General features: G+C 41.2%; 21 protein-coding genes. All 21 read right to left on the bottom strand.

The features are described 5' to 3' along the window. Window positions 1-16 precede the first annotated feature (16 nt). Window positions 17-322: a YlxQ family RNA-binding protein gene (locus OSJ91_RS09395; protein ID WP_034313614.1), complete on the bottom strand. Its 306-nt coding sequence runs from the start codon at window positions 320-322 to the stop codon at window positions 17-19. 4 nt (window positions 323-326) lie between these two features. Beyond that, on the bottom strand, window positions 327-602 hold the full coding sequence (gene rnpM, locus OSJ91_RS09390; protein ID WP_061462443.1) for an RNase P modulator RnpM: 276 nt from the start codon (window positions 600-602) through the stop codon (window positions 327-329). A gap of 16 nt (window positions 603-618) precedes the next feature. Then, window positions 619-1,749: a transcription termination factor NusA gene (gene nusA / locus OSJ91_RS09385; protein WP_076366463.1), complete on the bottom strand. Its 1,131-nt coding sequence runs from the start codon at window positions 1,747-1,749 to the stop codon at window positions 619-621. Between the two features lie 43 nt (window positions 1,750-1,792). Then, complete coding sequence (gene rimP / locus OSJ91_RS09380) at window positions 1,793-2,266, bottom strand: ribosome maturation factor RimP (RefSeq protein ID WP_133348208.1); 474 nt, start codon at window positions 2,264-2,266, stop codon at window positions 1,793-1,795. A 193-nt stretch (window positions 2,267-2,459) separates the two neighbouring features. After that, window positions 2,460-6,782, bottom strand: coding sequence for a PolC-type DNA polymerase III (locus OSJ91_RS09375; protein WP_485891415.1), 4,323 nt, complete (start codon window positions 6,780-6,782; stop codon window positions 2,460-2,462). 165 nt (window positions 6,783-6,947) lie between these two features. Then, a complete protein-coding gene (locus OSJ91_RS09370) occupies window positions 6,948-8,648 on the bottom strand; it encodes a proline--tRNA ligase (RefSeq protein ID WP_485891414.1) in 1,701 nt (566 codons plus the stop codon). A 266-nt stretch (window positions 8,649-8,914) separates the two neighbouring features. Further along, window positions 8,915-10,183 carry an RIP metalloprotease RseP gene (gene rseP / locus OSJ91_RS09365; protein WP_101224674.1) on the bottom strand — a complete coding sequence of 423 codons (1,269 nt, stop codon included), beginning with the start codon at window positions 10,181-10,183 and terminating at the stop codon, window positions 8,915-8,917. A gap of 7 nt (window positions 10,184-10,190) precedes the next feature. After that, complete coding sequence (gene dxr / locus OSJ91_RS09360) at window positions 10,191-11,351, bottom strand: 1-deoxy-D-xylulose-5-phosphate reductoisomerase (RefSeq protein ID WP_485891413.1); 1,161 nt, start codon at window positions 11,349-11,351, stop codon at window positions 10,191-10,193. Between the two features lie 43 nt (window positions 11,352-11,394). Further along, entirely contained in the window at window positions 11,395-12,192 is a 798-nt protein-coding gene (locus OSJ91_RS09355; protein WP_485891412.1) for a phosphatidate cytidylyltransferase, read from the bottom strand. Between the two features lie 25 nt (window positions 12,193-12,217). Beyond that, on the bottom strand, window positions 12,218-12,991 hold the full coding sequence (gene uppS / locus OSJ91_RS09350) for an undecaprenyl pyrophosphate synthase (protein ID WP_485891411.1): 774 nt from the start codon (window positions 12,989-12,991) through the stop codon (window positions 12,218-12,220). A gap of 399 nt (window positions 12,992-13,390) precedes the next feature. Continuing rightward, window positions 13,391-13,948 carry a ribosome recycling factor gene (frr, locus tag OSJ91_RS09345; RefSeq protein WP_034313637.1) on the bottom strand — a complete coding sequence of 186 codons (558 nt, stop codon included), beginning with the start codon at window positions 13,946-13,948 and terminating at the stop codon, window positions 13,391-13,393. A 3-nt stretch (window positions 13,949-13,951) separates the two neighbouring features. Next, complete coding sequence (gene pyrH / locus OSJ91_RS09340) at window positions 13,952-14,674, bottom strand: UMP kinase (RefSeq protein WP_034313639.1); 723 nt, start codon at window positions 14,672-14,674, stop codon at window positions 13,952-13,954. 125 nt (window positions 14,675-14,799) lie between these two features. Next, on the bottom strand, window positions 14,800-15,684 hold the full coding sequence (gene tsf / locus OSJ91_RS09335) for a translation elongation factor Ts (protein ID WP_137019722.1): 885 nt from the start codon (window positions 15,682-15,684) through the stop codon (window positions 14,800-14,802). Window positions 15,685-15,980: 296 nt separating this feature from the next. Then, window positions 15,981-16,694, bottom strand: coding sequence for a 30S ribosomal protein S2 (gene rpsB, locus OSJ91_RS09330; protein ID WP_034313644.1), 714 nt, complete (start codon window positions 16,692-16,694; stop codon window positions 15,981-15,983). A gap of 154 nt (window positions 16,695-16,848) precedes the next feature. Next, complete coding sequence (locus tag OSJ91_RS09325; protein ID WP_485891410.1) at window positions 16,849-17,487, bottom strand: hypothetical protein; 639 nt, start codon at window positions 17,485-17,487, stop codon at window positions 16,849-16,851. A 199-nt stretch (window positions 17,488-17,686) separates the two neighbouring features. Beyond that, complete coding sequence (locus tag OSJ91_RS09320) at window positions 17,687-18,451, bottom strand: FliA/WhiG family RNA polymerase sigma factor (RefSeq protein ID WP_101224668.1); 765 nt, start codon at window positions 18,449-18,451, stop codon at window positions 17,687-17,689. 126 nt (window positions 18,452-18,577) lie between these two features. After that, window positions 18,578-19,081, bottom strand: coding sequence for a chemotaxis protein CheD (locus tag OSJ91_RS09315; protein WP_350302020.1), 504 nt, complete (start codon window positions 19,079-19,081; stop codon window positions 18,578-18,580). After that, on the bottom strand, window positions 19,074-19,712 hold the full coding sequence (locus OSJ91_RS09310; RefSeq protein ID WP_350302019.1) for a chemotaxis protein CheC: 639 nt from the start codon (window positions 19,710-19,712) through the stop codon (window positions 19,074-19,076). Before OSJ91_RS09310 ends, OSJ91_RS09315 begins: the two co-directional genes overlap by 8 nt. Before the next feature lie 4 nt (window positions 19,713-19,716). Next, the gene (locus OSJ91_RS09305; protein WP_485891409.1) at window positions 19,717-20,172 is read right to left on the bottom strand and encodes a chemotaxis protein CheW; all 456 of its coding nucleotides are present in this window, start codon (window positions 20,170-20,172) and stop codon (window positions 19,717-19,719) included. A 108-nt stretch (window positions 20,173-20,280) separates the two neighbouring features. Next, window positions 20,281-22,323 carry a chemotaxis protein CheW gene (locus OSJ91_RS09300; protein WP_350302017.1) on the bottom strand — a complete coding sequence of 681 codons (2,043 nt, stop codon included), beginning with the start codon at window positions 22,321-22,323 and terminating at the stop codon, window positions 20,281-20,283. A 21-nt stretch (window positions 22,324-22,344) separates the two neighbouring features. Continuing rightward, window positions 22,345-23,442 (bottom strand): protein-glutamate methylesterase/protein-glutamine glutaminase, encoded by a 1,098-nt coding sequence (locus OSJ91_RS09295; RefSeq protein ID WP_485891408.1) that lies wholly within the window; start codon window positions 23,440-23,442, stop codon window positions 22,345-22,347. Window positions 23,443-23,445: the final 3 nt, after the last annotated feature.

Here is a 23,445-nt window from a genome sequence, read left to right as displayed (position 1 = left end):
TTCACCCCCGTAAAATTTAATCGAGCAGCGTTCGGAGTTTTTGTGCAAAACCTTCATCCAGAACTGCGACGGCAACTCTAGCATCCTTGCCTATCGCATGGCCGAGCAATGACCTGCTTTCGACTCTTTTTAAAGGAACCTGATAAAATGCGCACTTATCAGATATTTTTTTTTCAGTGTTTTTTGAAGCGTCCGCGGATAAAATAACAACTTTGGCATTACCGCTTCTAATCTCTTTAACCACTAATTCTTCACCCGAAATTAGCTTGCGTGCTCGATTGGCCAAACCTAATAGAGACATCCATTGTTGTTGTTGGGTCATGGTGTTAGTTTTTCTCCTTATTCACTAATTCAAGCAATTGTTCATAAAGGGAAGAATCGATTTGGGTACTAAGGTGATTAGCCAGCACATTTTTCTTTTTGGCCAGCTCGATAACATCCCGATCAAGAGTCAAATAAGCTCCCCTTCCAGATTTCTTTCCGGTAGGATCCAGGCTGACTTCCCCTTCTTTAGATCGAACGATGCGAATGAGTTCTTTCTTCGGCTTCATTTCGCCTGTAGCCACACATTTACGCATCGGGATTTTTTTTCGGCTATTCATCTTTTTTCACCTCGAATTACTCGTTATCCTCTTCGAAATCTGTTTCCTCTTCAGTAACATAACTATCTCTGCTCAAAAGGAATTCCTGTTCTTCCACAGGATAAATACCAGCTTCGCGGGCTTCCGTTTCACTCTTGATATCAATTTTCCAGCCTGTAAGCTTGGCAGCTAAACGGGCATTTTGTCCACGCTTACCAATTGCCAGGGAAAGTTGATAATCCGGAACGATTACAGTCGTAGCCTTTTCCTCTTCTTTAACAATAACTTCAAGTACTTTTGAAGGGCTTAAAGCATTCGCAACGAAAATGACCGGATTCTCCGACCATTTAACGATATCGATTTTTTCACCTTTCAATTCATTGACGATGGCCTGGACACGCTGTCCTTTTTGGCCTACACAAGAACCGACCGGATCTACTTCTTCGTTATCGGAGTGCACGGAGATTTTTGAACGGTCGCCTGCTTCGCGGGCAACTGACTTAATTTCTACTGTTCCATCAAAAATTTCAGGCACTTCGATTTCGAATAAACGTTTTAAAAGGCCAGGATGTGAACGGGATACAAAAATTTGCGGGCCCTTGGAAGTCTTTTCAACTTTAGTGATGAAAACTTTAATGCGGTCATGTGGCTTATACTGTTCATTCGGCATTTGCTCATTCACCGGGAGCAAAGCTTCGATTTTACCTAGGCTCACATAAATGAAACGGGAATCCTGGCGTTGAACGATGCCAGTCATGATATCCTCTTCACGATCGATGAATTCGGCATAAATGATGCCCCGTTCCGCTTCACGCACCCTTTGAGTGACGACTTGTTTTGCTGTTTGTGCAGCAATACGGCCGAAATCCTTAGGTGTTACTTCCATTTCGACAATATCCTCTAACTGATAGTTGGGATCAATTGCTCTTGCTTCTTCAACAGAAATTTCCAGACGTGAATCGAACACTTCGTCAACAACGTCTTTTCTGGCAAATACACGCATTGTTCCTTTACCAAGATTCAAGTCGATACGTACGTTTTGTGCTTGGTTAAAGTTACGGCGGTATGCCGATATAAGGGCAGATTCAATCGCGTCGATCAAAACCTCCCTGGAAATCCCTTTTTCGTTTTCTAAAATATAGAGAGCATCCAATAACTCATTGCCCATGGTGATCCCCCTTACGGATATTTAAATTAATGATTTGCCTGACTTAAGAGAAGGTAATCGCCAATCTTGCTTTGGCTACCTTTTCGAATGGTATGACAATCGTTTTCTTTCTTGTCTTGATTGTGACTTCGAGTGTCACTTCTTCACCATCGAAACTGGTTAAGATTCCTTCGAATTCTTTTTCATCTAAAATGGGCTCGTATGTTTTTATGTAAACATTTTTACCGATAGCATTAAGGAAATCCTTCTCTTTTTTCAGAGGCCTTTCTGCTCCGGGTGATGAAACTTCGAGAAAATAATTTTGTGGAATCGGATCAACCTCATCAAGCTTTTCACTGAGTTTTTCACTCACATTTCCGCAATCATCAATATCTACGCCTGTTTCTTTATCAATGTACACTCGAAGGAACCAGCTTTTACCTTCCTTCACATACTCCACTTCGACTAATTCAAGCTGCAATTCTTCTAGAATTGGTAATGCTAATTCCTCTACGACTTCCGTTACCTTTTTACTCATTTGTTTCCTCCATACGTGCGTTGTATGCGCTTGGTTTCGGATTCAAAATTAAATGGTCAATACAACACGAAAGAGTGGGTTTCCCCACTCTTGCCATTGGTTCCTCTTAGTATTTCCAATAAAAATATACCATAATCAAGATATTTATGCAAATGTCATGTCTGTTTCTTCCTTTTTGAAATCAGATCCCTATTTAAAATAAAGATAACTGATTTTGTTCAGGCAATGACTCCAGACAGCCTTGTTTATCAAGGTATTCAAGGATGGTCTTCGAAACCTTACCCCGTTGTTGAAGGTCTTCTTTGGAGAGGAATTCACCATTTTTCCGCGCATTGACAATATTGATCGCCGCATTCGTCCCAAGACCCGGTATCGAATTGAAAGGCGGTATCAAAGTATTTCCTTCAATTAAGAATTGATCTGCACTGGATTTGTACAAGTCAACTTTAGCGAAGGAATATCCGCGTTCACACATTTCCAAAGCAAGTTCGAGAACCGTCAATGTATTCTTTTCCTTGGTGGATGCATCCAATCCCTTTACCATGATTTCTTCCATTTTTGATTTGATGGCCTGCGATCCCCGTGTCATGGCGTCGATTTCAAAATCATCGGCACGCACTGTGAAATAGGCTGCATAATACAATAAAGGCAAATGGACTTTAAAATAGGCAATCCGGACAGCCATTAAGACGTAAGCTGCAGCATGGGCTTTCGGGAACATGTATTTAATCTTCTTACATGAATCGATATACCATTCCGGTACCTCATTTTTCCTCATTTCCTCTTCGAATTCCTCAGAGAGCCCTTTCCCTTTACGTACAGATTCCATGATTTTAAACGCTAGGGAAGGATCAAGACCTTGATAAATCAGATAGACCATAATATCATCCCGGCAGCCTATAACCTCACTTAGTGTACATATCCGGTTATGAATCAGTTCCTGTGCATTGCTCAGCCATACATCCGTACCGTGGGAAAGCCCCGAAATCTGAACAAGCTCCGAAAATGTCGTAGGTTTCGTATCTTCAAGCATTTGCCGGACAAAACGCGTACCAAATTCCGGGATGCCAAGCGTACCCGTTTTACACATGATCTGTTCTTCGGTAACTCCTAAAGATTCAGTGCTGCTGAATATTTTCATTACTTCTGGATCATCGGTAGGAACGGTCTTTGGATCGATGCCGCTTAAATCTTGAAGCATCCGGATTACAGTCGGATCATCGTGTCCAAGTATATCAAGTTTCAAAATATTATCATGAATGGAATGGAAATCAAAGTGAGTAGTTTTCCACTCGGAATTCCTGTCATCCGCCGGGAACTGAATAGGTGTGAAATCATAGATATCCATATAATCCGGAACAACGATGATTCCGCCCGGATGCTGTCCTGTCGTCCTTTTCACACCAGTACATCCGGCAACAAGGCGATCAGTCTCGGCTCCACGCATATGGATGTTATTATCAGAGGAATACCCCTTTACATATCCATAAGCCGTTTTTTCGGCGACCGTACCAATCGTCCCTGCACGATATACATATTCTTCTCCGAATAAGACCTTCGTATAGTTATGGGCCTTCGGCTGATATTCACCGGAGAAGTTCAAGTCGATATCGGGAACCTTATCCCCTTTAAACCCAAGGAAAGTTTCAAACGGGATATCATGCCCGTCTTTTGTATAAGCAATACCGCAATCGGGACAGTCTTTATCGGGCAGGTCAAATCCGGAACCTACAGAACCGTCATTGAAGAATTCGGATTTTTTGCACTCCGGGCATACATAATGCGGCGGAAGTGGATTTACCTCAGTAATTTCAGTCATGGTGGCAACGAAAGATGATCCAACCGATCCCCTTGAACCAACTAGATAACCATCATTCAATGATTTTTTAACAAGTTTGTGAGAAATTAAATAAATAACGGCAAAACCGTGGCCAATGATGCTTTTCAATTCTTTCTCAAGACGGGCTTCCACGATTTCCGGCAGGTTCTCTCCATAAATCTTCCTTGCCATGCCATAACTCATTTCACGCATCTCTTCATCTGCACCTTCAATTTTAGGTGTATATAACTCATCCTTGATTGGCTTAATTTCATCAATCATATCAGCGATTTTATTCGTGTTGGTCACCACGACCTCTTTAGCTTTCTCGGAACCGAGGAAGGAGAATTCCCGCAGCATTTCATCTGTTGTCCGAAAATGTACGTCAGGAAGCTTATGACGATTCAGCGGATTGGCGCCGCCTTGTGAATTCACGAGAATTTTACGGTAAATTTTATCATTCGGATCCAAATAATGCACATTTCCCGTAGCTACGACTGGCTTATCCAATTTTTCACCAAGCTTGACGATATTGGAGATGATCGTTTCTAATGATTTATCATCCCGTACATATTCAAGCTCAATCAAATGCTGATACACTTCCTTCGGATGGATTTCAAGATAATCGTAGAATTCGGCGATATCGACGACTTCCTCAAAACCCTTCTGCATCATCCCTTCAAAAACTTCCCCTTTATCGCAACCCGATCCTACCAAGATTCCTTCACGATACTTTTTAAGTTGTGAGCGCGGTAACCGGGGCACACGATAGAAATAATCGATGTGTGATATTGAAATTAATTTGAAAAGGTTTTTTAAACCAGCCTGTGTTTGCGCGATCAGCGTACAATGGGACGGTCGGGAACGCTGATAAGCATTTCCTTTACCCATATTGTCATTAAGTTGATCATGATGGGTAATCTCCTTTTCCATCGCATCCTTCAGCATCTTCAGCATAAGGTAACCTGTAGCTTCGGCGTCATAAATGGCCCTATGATGCTGGGTCAAATCAATATCGAACTTTTTACATAGTGTATTTAACCGGTGATTTTTAAACTCCGGATATAAGAAACGGGCAAGTTCCAATGTATCAAGCACAGGATTGGAAGCTTTAGGATAACCCAAGTTTTTATAACCTATATTCAAAAACCCCATATCGAAGGCTGCGTTGTGGGCAACCAGGATCGCATCGCCCGCCCATTCCTTGAACTTTTCCAGCACTTCCGAGACTTCTGGAGCATTTTCTACAAGATCATCAGTAATTCCAGTCAATTCTATCGTCGTATTGGATAGTGGGTGATGCGGATTAGCAAATGACTCGAATCGATCTATGATGTCACCGTCACGGATTTTCACTGCAGCAAATTCAATGATCGTATCATAAACGGCTGACAGACCCGTCGTCTCTACGTCAAACACAACATAGGTGGCATCTGCCAAAGCGATATGCGCCTCATTATAAACGATGGGTACACCATCATTTACAAGATTCACTTCGACGCCATAAAGGATTTTGATACCATTCTTTTTACCGGCACTATAAGCTTCAGGAAATGATTGTGCTCCCGCATGATCTGTAATGGCAACAGCCTTATGCCCCCACTTTGCAGCTTGGGCAACAAGCGCTGAAGTAGGTGTCACTGCATCCATCGAGCTCATTGGGGTATGCATATGCAGTTCTACACGCTTTTCTCCTTCTGGGGCCTTATCCTGCCGTCCTTGTTTAGAAATTTCATTTATATCATTTGCGATCATTACAAGGTCACGTACGAATGTATCATTTTGGATGCTGCCTTGGGCACGTACCCACATCCCTTTTTTCACTCGGGCAAGTATGGCAGCATCTTCTTTATCACGCGAAAACATTTTGACCAATATCGAGCTCGTATAATCGGTGACTTTAAATGTCAACAGGCTTCGTCCGCTTCGCAACTCACGCACTTCTGCATCAAATACGAAGCCTTCGATAGCAATCCTGCGCTCTTCATCGATAATTTGTTCGATTCTGCGGAAATCCGCATCTTCTTTAATCGTATAGCCAATTTTAACCGGTCCTTCGTAGACGCCATCGTCGCCGCCTTTTTCCGATTCTTTCTTCTGCATTTCCACTAGGGCGGCAAGTCCCTTTTCTGCATCTTCCTTTTGTTTCTCTTCTAAAAACTTCTGGTAATCAGGATTCGAAACCGTTTCCTTCACTTCCGCTTCAAGTGTCAACGGAGGAAAACCGAATGTTTGGTAGATATTCGAAATGATGCCGGAGTATTTTCGTTTTAACTGACCAGCCTCCGTATCATTTCGGGCGCTTACGATAAGCTTATATCCATTCACCGTTGGCACTTGTTCATTTAGAAGTGATAACAGTGCTGGAGACATGCCTTCAAGCTCGCCAATGCAGTTTTTCCAATACTCTTTCACCAATTGTTCCGTCACTTGCGGATTGGCCACATTCAAGTTGAATGTGACCTTTGCAATATGGGAAAACGTACTTGCTAGATGAGTAGCAAGTCTTGTATGAACACTGCAAGGAATTAATGCAGGTATATTAAAGGCAAAATGCCATGTTTTGGACTCCCTCTCGATTGAGAGTTTATCAATTTCGGCACCTATGAAATAATTCACAAAGGCATCCTCAGTCAAGTCCATTTGCTGGAGCAAGAGTTGAAATCTCTCTCTACCGCTATTTGGATTTTGATCCATTCCCTCTCTCCCCTATCTACTATCTCTTTAGATATTATTCACTATCATTTTCGTTTTGATATCAGAGGCTATTATAACATATCATGAATGTTTCACTAGTATCCAAATCCATGAAAAGGAAAGGCATCATCCAATTGAATGATGCCTAATTCCGCTATTTTTAAATTACCCCAGTATATCGTGAAGCTTTTGAGTTAGTTCAGCTCTTTCAATTTCAAGAACCTCACCCGTTTTACGGATTTTCACTTCGACGATTCCGTCGGATGCCTTTTTACCAACAGTCACCCTGACAGGAAGACCGATCAAGTCAGAGTCTGCGAATTTTACGCCCGCACGTTCTTGACGATCATCCATTAGAACTTCCATGCCTTGTGCCTTTAACTCATTATATAAATCTTCTCCCAGTGCAGCCTGAGACTCATCCTTCATATTGATTGGAATCAAATGGACTTGGTATGGCGCTAAATTCTCTGGCCAGACCAACCCTTTTTCATCGTTGAATTGTTCAGCAACAGCTGCAAGTGTACGGGAAACCCCAATACCATAACATCCCATGATCATAGGCTGCGACCGTCCATTCTCATCCAGGAATGTTGCATTCATAGCTTCGGAATATTTAGTTCCTAGTTTGAATACGTGGCCTACCTCAATCCCTTTGGCAAATTTAATTTTTCCGTTTCCGTCCGGTGATGGGTCACCCTCTTGGATGAAACGTAGATCTATATAGTTGGCCACGTTAAAATCACGAGCGGGATTTACGTTCACATAATGGTGGTCTTCCTCATTTGCACCACAAACTCCATTAACCATGGCTTCGACGGCAACATCCGCAATCACTTCAACTTCAGAAGTGACATTGATTGGTCCAAGAGATCCAATTGTACATCCTAAGACTTCCTTCGTCTCATTTGGATCGACCAAATCAACGATTGAAGCGTTATAGAAATTCTTTAGCTTGATATCATTGACTTCATGATCTCCTCGTACCAAAACAAGCACATACTTTTCATCCACTTTAAACAATAACGATTTTATTAGTTTCTCTGCATCAGTATTCAAGAATGATGCAACTTCATCAATCGATTTTTGGCCTGGTGTATGAATTTTTTCAAGTGCAATTTGTTCTTCGGAGCTTTTTTCATAGTTTACACTCACAGGTGCCATTTCAATATTAGCTGCATAATCGGAAGTATCCGAATATGCGATTGTATCCTCCCCTATGTCAGACAGGACCATGAATTCATGTGTATCCTTACCACCCATCGCCCCAGAATCGGCAATGACGGCACGGAAGTTCAACCCACAACGGCTAAATATATTCGAATATGCCGCATATAAATTTTTATAAACAGCATCCAGGCTTTCTTGATTGGCATGGAAAGAATAAGCATCCTTCATGATGAACTCACGTCCACGCAGCAATCCGAAACGCGGTCTTTTTTCATCACGGAATTTGGTTTGGATTTGGTAAACCGTCAATGGAAGACGCTTATAGGACTTCACCTCATCACGAACTAAGCTGGTTATCACTTCTTCATGTGTGGCACCAAGCGCAAATTCACGGTTGTTGCGATCCTTAAGCCGCATCAACTCTGGACCATAGGTATACCAGCGTCCAGATTCCTGCCAGAATTCGGCTTGTTGTAAAGCCGGCATCAACAATTCTACTGCACCAGCATTTTCCAGCTCTTCCCGAACGATCGCCTCAACCTTTTGAAGCACCTTTTTTCCAAGCGGCATAAAACTATAAACCCCGCTGGAGTTTTGTCTCATAAATCCTGCACGTAATAGCAGCTGATGGCTTTTGATTTCAGCATCTGCAGGCACTTCCCTCAATGTAGGGATCAACGTCATACTTTGTTTCATATCTGCACCTCTTCAATATTTCCTTTAAATTACTTACAGCTACGGTAAATTTAATACCGCAACATTAATACGGTCATTTCATACAAAAAAGACTTTCCGCGTTATTCAGAAAAGCTAATTTAATATACTCATTCTCGATTATACTTACGATTTCCCTAGAAAACAAACAATTTCCCCAAAACGGTTAAAAAACTAGGAAATCCTTCAGATAAGAAAACGGCCAACAGATAAATCTGCTGGCCTGTTTTGCATTATCCAAACATATCTTACAGGAAGAAGCGCTGGATGTCATTCCATGTAACGACAATCATCAATAACATCAGCAAAGCAAAGCCGATGAAGTGGACCATTCCTTCTTTTTGACGATCGATCGGTTTCCCTCTCAAAAATTCGACCACAAAGAATAACAGCCTTCCTCCATCCAATGCCGGTAGTGGAAGCAGGTTCATGATTCCCAGGTTAATGCTGAGCAGCCCTGCCCATTTCATTAACGTGAATAAACCTTGTTTCGCCACTTCCTCAGTTGATTTATATATTCCTACAGGACCAGATAAACTGTCGATCGTAAACCCACCCGTTACGAGGTCACCAAGGATGATGAAGATTTGTTTTGTCCAAAAATACGTTTCTGTAAAACCGTATTGTATAGCTTTAATCGGTGCTTTTTCAACCGGAGGGTAGACACCGATAATCCCGATTTTCTTCCCTTCCCTCTCCACTTCTTGCGGAACAACCGGAACTTCTAATGTTTTCCCGTCCCTGTCAACGACGAACTCGATCTCTTGCCCAGGGTTCTTTTGAATGCTTTCCTGAACATCTCCCCAAGTGGAGACTTCCGTTCCTTCTATGGATTGAATGACATCCCCCGATTTTAAACCGGCATTTACAGCCGAACCATCCGGTGTCAACTCACCAAGTTTCGCTTCATCCACCACTACTCCTTGAAACAAGCCGATCAACACAAAAATGACAAAAGCCAAAACAAAATTCATTGCCGGTCCAGCTACAATCGTTAGAAAACGGTGCCCAAGCGACTTTGAGGCAAATTGCCGGTCAAAAGGGGCAATCTGGTTCTCTACACCATTTTCAACGATCACCGCTTCTTTATGAATGGCAAACGTTTTTAGTGTTTCTTCCTCTCCCTCTTCATATCCAGTAAGGATCAGTTTATGGTCAAGGTCGATCACTTCAACTTCCACAAGACGAATATCAGGATATTTATCTTTATTGTTCAAAATTATTTTTGTAACATTCTCTTCATTATCAAACATTAATCCCACTCGATAGCCGGGCTTCAATTCTATATTCTCTGCGTCTTCACCAGCCATACGCACGTAACCGCCAAGAGGAAGCAATCGAATGGTATAAACGGTTTCCTTCTTTTTATATGTGAATACTTTTGGCCCGAAACCGATTGCGAACTCACGGCATAAAATTCCTGCTCGCTTTGCAAACACTAAGTGCCCAAGCTCATGGAAAAATACTAGAGCTCCAAAAATGATGATGAACGCTATAATCGTTTCTAAAGTCTGCATGTTCCGGTCACCTATCTTTCACTAAAGATTCTATATACTGCCTTGTCATATGATCGACTTCCTGAATCGTTTCTAAATCTGGAAGGGCTATGACGGAATGCTGATTCAGCGCTTTTTCAATCAATGTTTCAATATCAAGGAAGGTTACCTTTCCAGATAAGAATGCAGAGACTGCGGCTTCATTGGCGGCATTCAGCACAGTAGTCATCGTTCCGCCCATTTTACCCGCTTTATAAGCGAATTGCAAACAAGGATATCTGGTGAAATCCATATCGCTAAAGTGCAGCTTGCCTGCTTCAGCAAGGTTAAGCCGTTTGCGCCCTGCCAGCGGAATACGGTCTGGATAAGTAAGTGCATATTGTATCGGCACCCGCATATCCGGTGTCCCCAGTTGTGCTATCACACTGGAGTCATGAAACTCAACCATGGAATGGATGATGCTCTCCTTATGTAGCAATACATCAATTTTATCGTAGGGAAGATCGAATAGCCAGTGGGCCTCAATTACTTCCAATCCTTTATTCATCATTGATGCCGAATCGATCGTGATTTTAGCTCCCATTGACCAGTTCGGATGGTTCAGTGCCTCTTCCACCGTTACACCCTTCAATTCTTCCCTGGTCCGATCTCGAAAACTGCCTCCTGAAGCAGTAATGACAAGTCGTTCTATATTTTTTTCCTTTTCACCTTGCAATGCCTGAAAAATAGCGGAATGCTCACTGTCAACCGGCAGCAATCTAACCTCCGCTTTTTTTGCTTCACTTATGACCAAATGACCTGCCGTCACCAAAGTCTCCTTGTTGGCGATCGCAATATCCTTTTTAGCCTTTATTGCTTGAAGTGTAGGATAAAGACCCACGCTTCCGATTACAGCATTGACCAATATCGTCGCTTGACCATAAACGGCAACAGCAGTCAAACCCTCATCCCCATACATGAACTCGATATCTTTGCGGCTGGAGAATTCACTTTTCAAAACATGATAATCTTCTTCCGTCTGGACTGAAACCAGTTTCGGTTCAAACTCTTTTATATAAGTCCTGACCAATTCTATATTCTTTCCAGCAGAAAGCGCCACGATCTTGAATTGATCTGGATGGGACCTTACTACATCCGCTGTTTGTTGACCAATCGATCCTGTCGCGCCCAAAAGGCTGATATTTTTCAAATTGTTCATCTCCTAATTCAGATAACACTTGCGTATATTTATATTATAAAACGTGCAATAAATGCAAAATCGGTAAAATGAATATCACGCTATCAAGCCTGTCCAAAATGCCACCATGTCCCGGGAGAAGCGTCCCTGAATCCTTAACGCCATAATGTCGTTTATACGCCGATTGGACGAGATCGCCCAATTGGCCGAATACCCCAATGATTAATGAAATCATTAATAATTGTAATAACGTGTAGTCAAGGCTGGAGAAGGCGTAAAATAGTACCCCCACTATCATCGCGGAAAATAACCCGCCGATAAATCCTTCCACCGTCTTATTTGGACTTATTTCTGGCCATAGCTTTCTTTTACCAAGTGATTTACCTATGAAGTAAGCCCCGGAATCGGTTGCCCAGATCGTAAATAGGGTAAGCAGGATATAGATCAGCCCCAACTCCAATGAGTCACGTGTTTCAAATAGGTAATAGAAGCCTATCCCCAAGTATAAGATTGAAATCACTAGAAAGCCTGCGTCATCAAAAGTAAAACGGTTTTTTGAAACGACTGTATAAAGCAACAGCAGCAAAACTCCGATTAAGAAGACTTGAACTTTATCGTAATTTATTTCTGCTAAAAAAGCGGTATGCTCATTAGGCAATAAAAGCACCCACAATAATATGTGGGAAAGCATTGCTTCAAAAGACAGTACACGTAACTTTTTCATTTTCATCAGTTCATACAAACCAATTGACCCTAACAGATATACCGTCAGTAAAAAGGGAGTGCCCCCTAAAATCACTAGTGGAATGAAGATAGCGGCAACTACGACCGCCGTAATAATTCGTTGTTTCATTATTCCATTTTCCTCGCCTTCTACATTAAACGCCACCGAATCTTCGTGAACGTTTTTGATACTCCTCAACTGCCTGCAATAAATGCTCTTCACTAAAATCCGGCCATAGCACCTCAGTAAACCACAGCTCAGTATAAGCCGACTGCCAAAGCATGAAATTACTTAAACGGATTTCACCGCTTGTACGGATCAGTAAATCCGGATCCGACAAATGTTTGGTCATCAGGTAACTGGATAGCATTTCCTCAGTTACATTTTCCTTTATTATACCATTCTTAGCATCTTGAATGATGCTATTCACTGCAGATACAATCTCCCCACGGCTTCCATAGTTCAGGGCAAAATTCAGAATCATCCCATCATTGTCTTTCGTGTCTTCCATTGCCCGTTTAACGGCACCTTGAGTATGTGACGGAATGAGTGACAAGTCCCCTATCGTTTCCACTCTTACATTTTCTGAAATGAGCTCTGGTAAAAATGTTCCCAGAAATTCCTGGGGAAGCTTCATCAAAAAGTCGACTTCACTTTTCGGACGTTTCCAATTTTCAGTGGAAAACGCATAGACTGTCAAAGTTTTGACCCCTAATTTATTGGCAACTTTCGTAATTCTACGAACGGTTTTCATTCCTTCATGATGACCCGCCACACGTGGCAAAGCACGCTTTTTGGCCCAACGGCCGTTCCCATCCATAATGATGGCGATATGCCGAGGAACATCAAACTGTTTAATATGCTGAATCCTATTTGTTACATCGGAAGAAGCATCTTTTTTAACGAAACGCTTCCAAAGTGAATACATATGTTAGTCCCCCATCAGGTTGTACTTATCTCTCTACAAAGGCAAAGTTTTCGTGCACTATGTATATCAAGCTTTCTGCCGCTTAAAAAGAATCTATATTATAATATCAAAAAAAAACTGGTTCTCATATTATTAATATGAAAATTATTTCTTCATTAGAAGCTAGAAAGGGAGAAATCATTACTTCTTTTTTTCTAAAACCGGTTATGATTACCATGAAAAATGCAAAAAAAGGACCACCTCCAACGTTTGCATGCAACATACTAACTCAAGGAGTAATCATTATCGGAGAAACCTTATTATAACAGTTTTCTCCTTTAAGCACACCTATATGTTAGAACCAAGACATGACCCAGTATGGATTCGGCCCTCTTTATTTAATCAATTCTTCAATGGAAATTATACTTCCAAAATTTCTTTTTCTTTATCTTTTGTAATTTCATCGATTTTCGTGATATTGCCATCTGTCATCTTTTGGATGTCATCAGCATAGCCACGTAAATCATCTTCAGTGATTTCACCACTTTTTTCAAGCTTTTTCAAATCATCATTAGCATCGCGACGCACATTACGGACAGCAATTTTCGCTTCTTCCGCTTCTTTTTTAACAACTTTCACAAGCTCTTTTCTGCGCTCTTCCGTTAAGGCAGGGATGGCTATCCTGATAATCGATCCATCATTAGAAGGATTTAAGCCTAAGTCTGATTTCAAGATCGCTTTTTCGATTTCACCCAAAACCGTTTTATCATATGGTTGAATGACTAACAGTCTAGCTTCCGGGACAGAAATACCAGCCACCTGATTAACCGGTGTCGGCGATCCATAATAATCGATCGAGATTCTATCCAGCAATGAGGCATTTGCCCTTCCGGCACGGATGCTTGCTAATTCACGTGTATACGCTCCAATGGCTTTTTCCATTTTCGTTTTCGCATTTGAAATAACTTGTTTCGGCATCTTTTATTTCCCCCTTACAATAGTACCAAGCGTTTCGCCTAATACGGCCCGTTTAATATTACCTTTTTCCATGATCGAGAAGACGATCAATGGAATATCATTGTCCATGCATAGTGAGGACGCAGTTGAATCCATTACTTCTAACCCTTCTTTAATCACATCAAGGTAGGAAAGTTTATCATACTTCACTGCATTTTTGTCCTTAACCGGATCTGCATTGTATACGCCATCCACATTATTCTTCGCCATCAAGATGACATCAGCTTCAATTTCAGCAGCACGCAGGGCGGCAGTGGTATCCGTTGAGAAGTATGGATTACCTGTACCAGCTGCAAAAATCACCACTCTCTTTTTCTCTAGATGCCTGATAGCACGGCGTCTAATGTATGGCTCAGCGACTTGCCTCATCTCAATGGAAGTTTGCACGCGCGTTTCAATTCCAAGCTGATCAAGGCTGTCTTGTAATGCCAATGAGTTCATGACTGTAGCCAGCATACCCATATAATCGGCATTAGCACGATCCATGCCCATTTCACTGCCTATTTTCCCGCGCCAAATGTTTCCGCCGCCGACAACAACAGCCACTTCCACATCAAGCTCAGCCACTTCCTTGACTTGTTCAGCAATAGATTTAATTACTGCAGGGTTAATTCCAAATCCTTCTTCACCGGCTAATGCTTCGCCACTTAGTTTTAAAACGACACGTTTATATTTAGCGTTACTCATGAGAACCTCCAACTATGTAATCTTTTCATTCGTTCATCATGCTTTCTTGCAATTCTACCAAAAATTCATGACATTTCAAAAAATAGGGAACACCAGAGTGTTCCCTATTATTAATTATCTGACAATTAGTCTTTTTTAACTTGGTTCATTACTTCTTCAGCAAAGTTTTCTTGACGTTTTTCAAGACCTTCCCCTACTTCATAACGAACGAATGATAGGATTTTTCCGCCTTTTGATTCAACGAATTGTCCCACTTTTTGATCTGGGTTCTTAACGAAAGCTTGTTCGTTAACACAGATTTCTTCGTAGAATTTATTGATACGTCCTTCAACCATTTTTGCAACGATTTTTTCAGGTTTGCCTTCATTAAGCGCTTGTTGCGTAAGAACTTCGCGTTCGCGTTCTAATTCGCTAGCATCTACTTGGTCGCGAGAGATATATTTAGGGTTGATTGCAGCGATATGCATTGAAACGCCTTTAGCTGCCTCTTCGTCAGTTGTACCTTCAAGAACTGATAGTACGCTGATGCGTCCACCCATGTGAAGGTATGCACCAAATGCGTCGTTATCTGTTTTAGAAACGACTTGGAAACGGCGAAGAGTTAATTTTTCTCCGATTTTAGCAACTGCAGCATTGATATGATCTGCTACTTTTGCTCCATTTTCCATTGTTTGCTCAAGAGCTGCTTCAACGCTTTCAGGTTTGTTAGCAAGAAGGAATCCAGCCAATTCTTTAACAAGCGTTTGGAAGCCTTCGTTTTTAGCAACGAAATCAGTTTCTGAGTTCACTTCAAGGATAACCGCTTGGTTTCCTTCCACAACGATTGAAGTTAGACCTTCAGCAGCAATGCGGTCGCCTTTATTAGCAGCTTTTGCAATTCCTTTTTCACGTAGGAAATCGATTGCCTTTTCCATATCGCCTTCTGTTTGTACAAGTGCCTTTTTACAGTCCATCATACCGGCACCAGTTTTTTCACGCAATTCTTTAACTAATTGTGCAGTGATTGCCATAATATATATCCTCCTCAAATTAAATGCAGTTTATTCAATCTTTACCCATTATTGCCAAAAAATACTTGTTATCATCAAAGAAAATAACGTGACTTGACAATATTGACTGAAAAAACATCCACTTTTCCAGTCAATATGACGGAACATTTTCATCCCTGAAAAATCGCCCATACCTTTTTAAAAAGACATTACGTACAGTGATTTTATGTATGCTTATTTAGTGCAAAAAAAAGGGATAAAAGGCATTATCCTCTTATCACCTTTTTTCTTACTGAATAAGCAACCTTTTTTACTTATTAAGCAGTAGTTGTTTCAGTTGCTGTTTCTTCGCCTTGTTTAGCTTCTAAGATAGCATCTGCCATTTTACCTGTTAATAATTTAACAGCACGGATTGCATCGTCATTCGCAGGAATAACTACATCGATTTCATCCGGATCACAGTTTGTATCAACGATACCAACAAGTGGAATGTGTAATTTGTGTGCTTCCGCAACAGCAATACGCTCTTTGCGAGGGTCGATAACGAAGATCGCATCTGGAAGAGTCTTCATATCTTTAATACCGCCTAAGAATTTCTCTAAGCGATCCCATTCTTTTTTAAGTTGGATAACTTCTTTTTTAGGAAGTACTTCGAAAGTTCCGTTTTCTTCCATTTTTTCGATATCTTTAAGACGAGCGATACGTTTTTGGATTGTTTCAAAGTTTGTTAAAGTTCCACCTAACCAACGTTGGTTTACATAGTACATACCAGAACGGATAGCTTCTTCTTTAACAGATTCTTGAGCTTGTTTTTTAGTTCCGACGAAAAGAACAGTACCACCGTTAGCAGCTAGTTCTTTCACGAAGTTATAAGCTTCTTCAACCTTTTTAACTGTTTTTTGAAGGTCGATGATGTAGATGCCGTTACGCTCAGTGAAGATATATTTCTTCATTTTTGGGTTCCAGCGACGTGTTTGGTGTCCGAAATGCACACCAGCTTCAAGCAATTGTTTCATAGAAATGACTGACATTTTAGTTCCTCCTAAATGGTTTTGTTTTTCCTCCGCACCGATCATTTTCATACAGAAACTGTCATAACAGCACCATCTGCAAGAATCACGGGGCGTGTGTATTAACACCATTTCATAATATATCATAATGGCTCTGCACAATCAAGAGATAACTTTATCTATTCATGCGAAACTTTAGTAATAGCTCAATCTCGGTTTGACCGCGACCTAACTTTTTGGCGATTTCCTCTACTGAATGTCCTTGATCCGCTAACATATCCACTTTTTCATTTAATGATCGTTCATTTAACGAAGCCTGCAGCATGTCCGAAAATTCCATGCCAGCCGGCTTCACCTCTTTTTTTGGGGAAGCGGCTGCCGGTGACAGCTCCAATTTGTCCTTGACTTTTACTGGTAAAGCATTGGTCTCATTTTCTTCAGGCATAATTTTATAGGCATTGATCGCCTGCTTTTTAGCAGCTGCGCGGCTTCCCTCTTTATACTCTAGCAGCGTGTTTTGTTCTTGTTTTTCTTCTTTATCTTCCTTTGTTTCTTTGATCGAGCCATGTACTTGTCCTTTTTGACCATGCTCGTGATCCATTGCCACCGAATTGGTGAATGCCTTTACCAACGCCTCGTTATCCTCTTTCATCTCCATTAAATAACCAGACAAAAGTTGTTCCATTTCTCCAATGATGGCTTTTTGGTCTTTTTCCAACTTACTTAAACGATTTTGCCGAAGATATAAAACGATGATGGCGAAAATGGTGAATATGTTTAATACAAACAACAGAAATATAAAAAATGCTGTCATGTTGCCTCCTAATAAACCGGAATAGTCAATCTGTTGTTTTGCTCTTATTGGCTAAGTACAGTTCGAACATTCTGTAATCTCGAAGCATTATTGATGCGGGTACCCGTATCAATTCTTCAAGCTGGCAGGGGGCCTTCTTCGTTCAATTGGGATTTTATGCTTCCCAGACTCCGTAGCCCTCTTCAATAAAATATCATGATTAATTTTTTTGATCTTGCATCGTGTTTCTTAATTTATATATCGCTTTTGAATGAATTTGGGATATCCGTGATGTAGATAGGCTCATCACTTGCCCGATTTCGGTCAATGTTAGTTCTTCTTTATAAAAAAGCTGTAAAACCAACTGTTCTTTTTCATTAAGGGTTTCTATGACTTTGGCTAATTCAACATACAGTTCATCCCTTAACACATGTTCCTCAGGTAAATCCGCCTTTTCATCTTTAATATGAAAATTCGCGCTTTCTTTATCGTCTTCTTGGGGATTTTCATCCATGGATAGTACATTGGCAAAGAAGTTCTCATTTAATGCAGCATATACTTCATCTTCCGGAATATTCAATTCAGCGGCAATCTCATTTGGCGAAAGGTTCCTCATATATTGCTGCTCCAGCTTTTCTATTGCAGCTTCAATTTTCTTGGCTTTATCTCTTGCGCTCCGCGGAAGCCAATCCTCTTTTCTTAATCCATCTAAAATAGCACCACGTATTCTAAATGATGCATATGTGTCAAACTTCAGGTCACGCTTCGTGTCAAAACGTTCCAGGGCATCGAATAACCCCATCATCCCTAAACTCCTTATATCATCACGGCTCACATTTTTAGGAAGACTTACTGAAATACGTTGAACATGATACGATACGAGAGGTATGTATTTCTTCACCAAAATGTCCCCGGCTAGCGGATCTCTGCGATCCACCCAATTCTTCCAACATAACTGCTCTTCTTCGATGGTCAGATGAGACATTGGACATCCTCCTAACATTGTTATACGATTTGTGATCAATACGGCCCCTAAAGCCATAAATGCAATAATAATTCGATTGCAAGTGTACCTGTCATATTTTTGGCTTTTCAAAAGCCAAATCCGATTCTATATATTTTTAGTCCCTTTTGTAACGGTCCGTATATTTAGCAAACAATCACTTAATTTGAATTCAATCGTTCTTCCGCTATTCCCGCCAACATCTTCAGCGACGACTCTAATGCGCAAGTCAGATAACTCTTTCCGGACAGCTTCCACATTCCGGGGTCCTATTCTCATTAAATCCCCTCCGGATGCAAATTGAAACATTTGTGCTCCGCCAGCCAACTTCGCTTTTAGGAATGGCATTCTTGCGCCTTCTTTTACTAAGAGCTGCACTAATTCCTTTATTGCCGTATCTGCAAATTTGGCAACGTTGATCGGCCCCGATTTAGCTAATGAAGAGTCAGGCAGCATAATATGTGCCAAACCTGCAATTTCTTTTTTCTCATCATAAATTACAACACCAACACACGAACCCAACCCGGAAGTGCGAATTGTATAGGGAGGTTTTATTATATTCATATCCGCTATTCCAACCTTAACAACCTGGACCTTTAACAATTCAGTCATTAGGTGACACTCCTAAAGCGGAAAAAATGATATCAAAAAATTCGGGATCAGGTAATAAAAAGAAATGACCATTAATGGAGTCAGCGAAAAGTTGGTCTTTTTCAAGCACAGTATCAATGACGATGGCTGCGTCACTTACTATGGATAATTCCAATAATCCGTAACTGATCGTTGCCCCTACCATATCGATGCTCAATGATGGGACGGACGGATAGATATTCAATCGGGTGAAATCAGAAAGGGAAGAGAGATAGGATCCCGATAAGATATTCCCTAATTCCTGAAGGCAAGAAAGCGCCAATTCAGTATAGGGTGCGGATTCCATCATAAAGGTCTCATCACCAGTCATCTTACGAATCAAGTATTGGGCTACAGGAAGCGAAAGGATAAAAAACATACTCCCTGAAGCATCACCTTCTATTCTAAGGAAAACGCTAGCAACGACGTGATCGGCCCCGCCAGCCATTTCCATCATTTCATCAAAGGAAACGATTCGGACATTAGGAACATTCATATCAATTTTCCTATTAAGGATGGCAGAAAGCGCAGTTGCTGCGTTCCCTGCACCTATATTGCCGATTTCCTTCAAAATATCGAGTTGAAAAGGGTTGATTTTCTCAATGAACGACATATGATTATCCTTCTCTTAACATATTTTCAGTCATTTCCAGACTTAGAGCCTTCTCCATATTGATTAGGACGAGCAGTCGCTTTTCAATTTTAGCCACTCCGCTAATGTATTCTGAAGCCAAATGTCCCACAACTTCAGGCTGAGGTTCGATACTCTCCACTGGAATATCCAAAACATCATTGGCAGAGTCCACTATTAACCCAACTTCCATATCATCCAGAATGACGATGATAATCCTTGTTGATTCATCGTATTCCACCTCTTCGAAACCAAAACGCACCCGTAAATCAATAATTGGAGTGATTACACCCCTTAGATTTATGACTCCTTTAACAAACTTTACAGCCTTTGGAACTCTGGTAATATGCAGAATCTTTTCGATACCGCTGACTTTATCAACTGGAAGTGCATATTCTTTATCCTTAATTTGAAATACGATTACTTTCATATCCTCCGACATCTATTCCCCTCCTTTTAATAAACTCATGATTGTTGTGCAGTCTTAACGAAAACCTGAATCGAAACGGGTGAACCAACGACCCATTCCCCTGCCCCATTTATCTATCATTCAATGAATCAATGTGTTGCAATCTATGATTAAAGCAACTTGACCATCACCAAGAATCGTTGCGCCCGATATTGCAAATGCGCTATTTAAATAATTACCTAGTGATTTCAGAACGATTTCCAGCTGCCCGATGAATGAATCAACGACTAATCCGGCTAATTTATCGCCTTTTCTTACAATGACCACAGAGAGGGACTCTTCTTCTTCCTGACTGATAGGCACTTCAAATATATCTTTCAAGAACAGAAGCGGCAGAATCTTTCCCCTGAAGTCAATAACCTGTTGATTATGGGCATTCAAGATATCTGCTTTTTTTATGATTGCTGTTTCTATTATCGAAGAAAGCGGTATGGCATATTTTTCGTTTTGGATTGCAACCAGCATGACAGAGATAATGGACAATGTAAGCGGAAGCTGAATAAGGAAGATGGATCCTTCATTCTCTTTGGAATCGATCGTGACAGATCCACCGAGAGACTCAATAGTATTTTTTACCACATCCAGTCCAACACCGCGCCCCGATACATCTGAAATGGTTTCGGCTGTTGAGAAACCAGAAGCGAATATCAATTCATAGATTTGCTTATCCGTTAGGGTGGCGGCAGTTTCCTTGGTTAATATCCCATTGGATAGCGCCTTGTTCAAGACTCGATCTTTATTGATTCCTGCACCGTCATCCTCGATTTCAATGAAAACATGATTGCCGCTGTGGTAGGCTTTTAACAGGATTTTACCTTCTTCATTCTTTCCTTTCGCCAAACGTTCTTCAGGTGTTTCAATTCCATGATCCATGGCGTTTCTTAATAAATGGACGAGAGGATCACCGATTTCATCAATGACTGTACGGTCAAGTTCCGTTTCGGCACCGTTGATTTCCAAATTGACTTTCTTGTTTAAATCCCTTGCCAATTGACGAACCATTTTAGGAAAACGATTGAATACAGTTTCAACGGGCACCATCCGCATATTCAAAACGATTGTTTGTAAATCACTTGTTATACGGGACATTCTTTCTACTGTTTCATGTAATTCTTGATTATCCAAATCACTGGAAATTTGGTCAAGTCTGCCTCTATCGATTACAAGTTCCTCGAATAGGTTCATTAATATATCAAGCCGCTCAATGTTCACCCGAATGGTCTTGCTTGATGCCGGCTTAACGGGTGCCTGTTTTTTCTTATCATCATTATCAGTTGGAAGCACGGCTTTATTTTTCTCTTGTTCCGGTATTTCAGCAACTTGATTCTCTATAGAATTGGCTGCATGCCTCAAGCCCTCAAGATCAAGGGCATTTACCACAACTTGATCCACTTCGGAAACCTTCATGATTTTTTCCTTTATCTCATCACTCGATTCTGTTGTTACCATCGTGACCGTAAATTGCTGATCGAATTGCTCTTCTTCCAAAAGTTCGACGGGCGGGTGTGACTTGATTACTTCACCTGACTTTTCAAGCACCTCGAAAACCATAAACACCCGGGCAGCTTTTAAAAGACAGTCCTCACGCAACCCTATCGAGATTTCAAAGCTGTTGAAGCCTTGATCTTTGGACTGCTGAAGCACTGTCCATTCAAATTCATCGTACTCTCCCGCAGTCATTTCCTCTTTTTCAAGGACGGCAGAAGCTGCTGCAATCTCTGCAATGGTCGAAGAAACGGGCGACTCCCCTTTTTCAATCATTTCCAGCTGATGGACAACCTCCTCCACATTTCTTTTTCCATCTCCACCTTCAGCAATGGACATGACCATCGCTTCTAAATCATCAACCGCTAAAAATATCACATCAAATAACTCTGAAGAGAGGGCGATTTGACTATTTCGGATCGCATCCAACACATTCTCCATTTTATGAGTTAAATTGGTTAGATCCTCATACCCCATAGTCGCCGACATCCCTTTTAAGGTATGGGCGGAACGAAAGATTTCGTTTACGATCGAGAGGTCTTCCGGGTTCTTTTCGAGTACCAGCAACTGTTCGCTGCACGTTTGAAGATGTTCTTTACTTTCTTCTATAAAAACCTCTAAATACTGATTCATATCCATACAATCTCACACCTCCACGTGTTAACAATAGCTTATTATCGCTTTAGCTATTTTTTCTACATCCTCTATGCTATCTATTAACTTGGTATTGATTGCCGCCTTAGGCATACCAAAAACGATTGATGTCTCCTGTGATTCGGCTATCGCTTTTAATGGACCCTCCTGTTTAAGCTTCATGAGTCCCATCGCCCCGTCCATCCCCATTCCGGTCATGATAACGGCTATTTTCGCAGAATCATTCATTTCACTTACCGATTCAAATAGCACATCAACCGACGGGCGATGTCCATTACGCAATTCGGATTGATCCAAAAGGATTGCCCAGCTCATTCCGACTTTCCTCACTTTCAAGTGAAAACCTCCAGGTGCAATATAGGCGACACCTTTTTGAATCAGTTCCCCCTCTTCAGCTTCCTTCACTTTAATCTTGCATAATGAATTCAGGCGTGTTGCCAAGGATTTTGTGAAACCGGGGGGCATATGCTGGACAATGAGAATGGGAGCATCCACTTCTTCCGGGAGACCTGCCAAGACGGTCTGCAGAGCTCTTGGGCCTCCTGTTGATGTACCGATGACTATTATCTTTTTGTGCCCATAGGACCATTTTTTTTGATTTTTTTCAATTTCTGACGATTCTTTTGAATCCATTTTACTATATTTTCCCCAAACGGATGGGCTTCTTTCAATATTCATCGCATTTTTTTCTAGTTTGTGAACATTCGCCCTGCTGGCAGCCATAACTTTTTCATGGAGTTCTTTCTTGATTTTATGTAAATCCAATGAAATGGCACCCGAAGGTTTAGCCACAAAGTCAAAGGCTCCACTGTTCATGGCGGCAAATGTATTTTCCGTTCCTTTTTTCGTTGTGCTTGATAACATGACTACAGCAGTTGGACATTCATTCATGATCCGGCTTAATGCTTCCAATCCGTCCATAATCGGCATTTCCACATCCAAAGTCACGACATCGGGTTTTAAAGCCTTTATTTTGTCTATGGCATCTCTTCCATTCCTGGCAGTCCCGATGACTTCCATCCTGCTATCTTCTGCTAAAAACTCTGAAATTAACTTTCTCATAAACGCAGAATCGTCCACTATCAGCACTTTTACTTTACTCATATA

This window comes from Bacillus sp. T-10(2022) (assembly GCF_056502895.1).
Note: the sequence above shows the minus strand (reverse complement) of the source record. Positions and strands in the feature narration are given on the sequence as shown.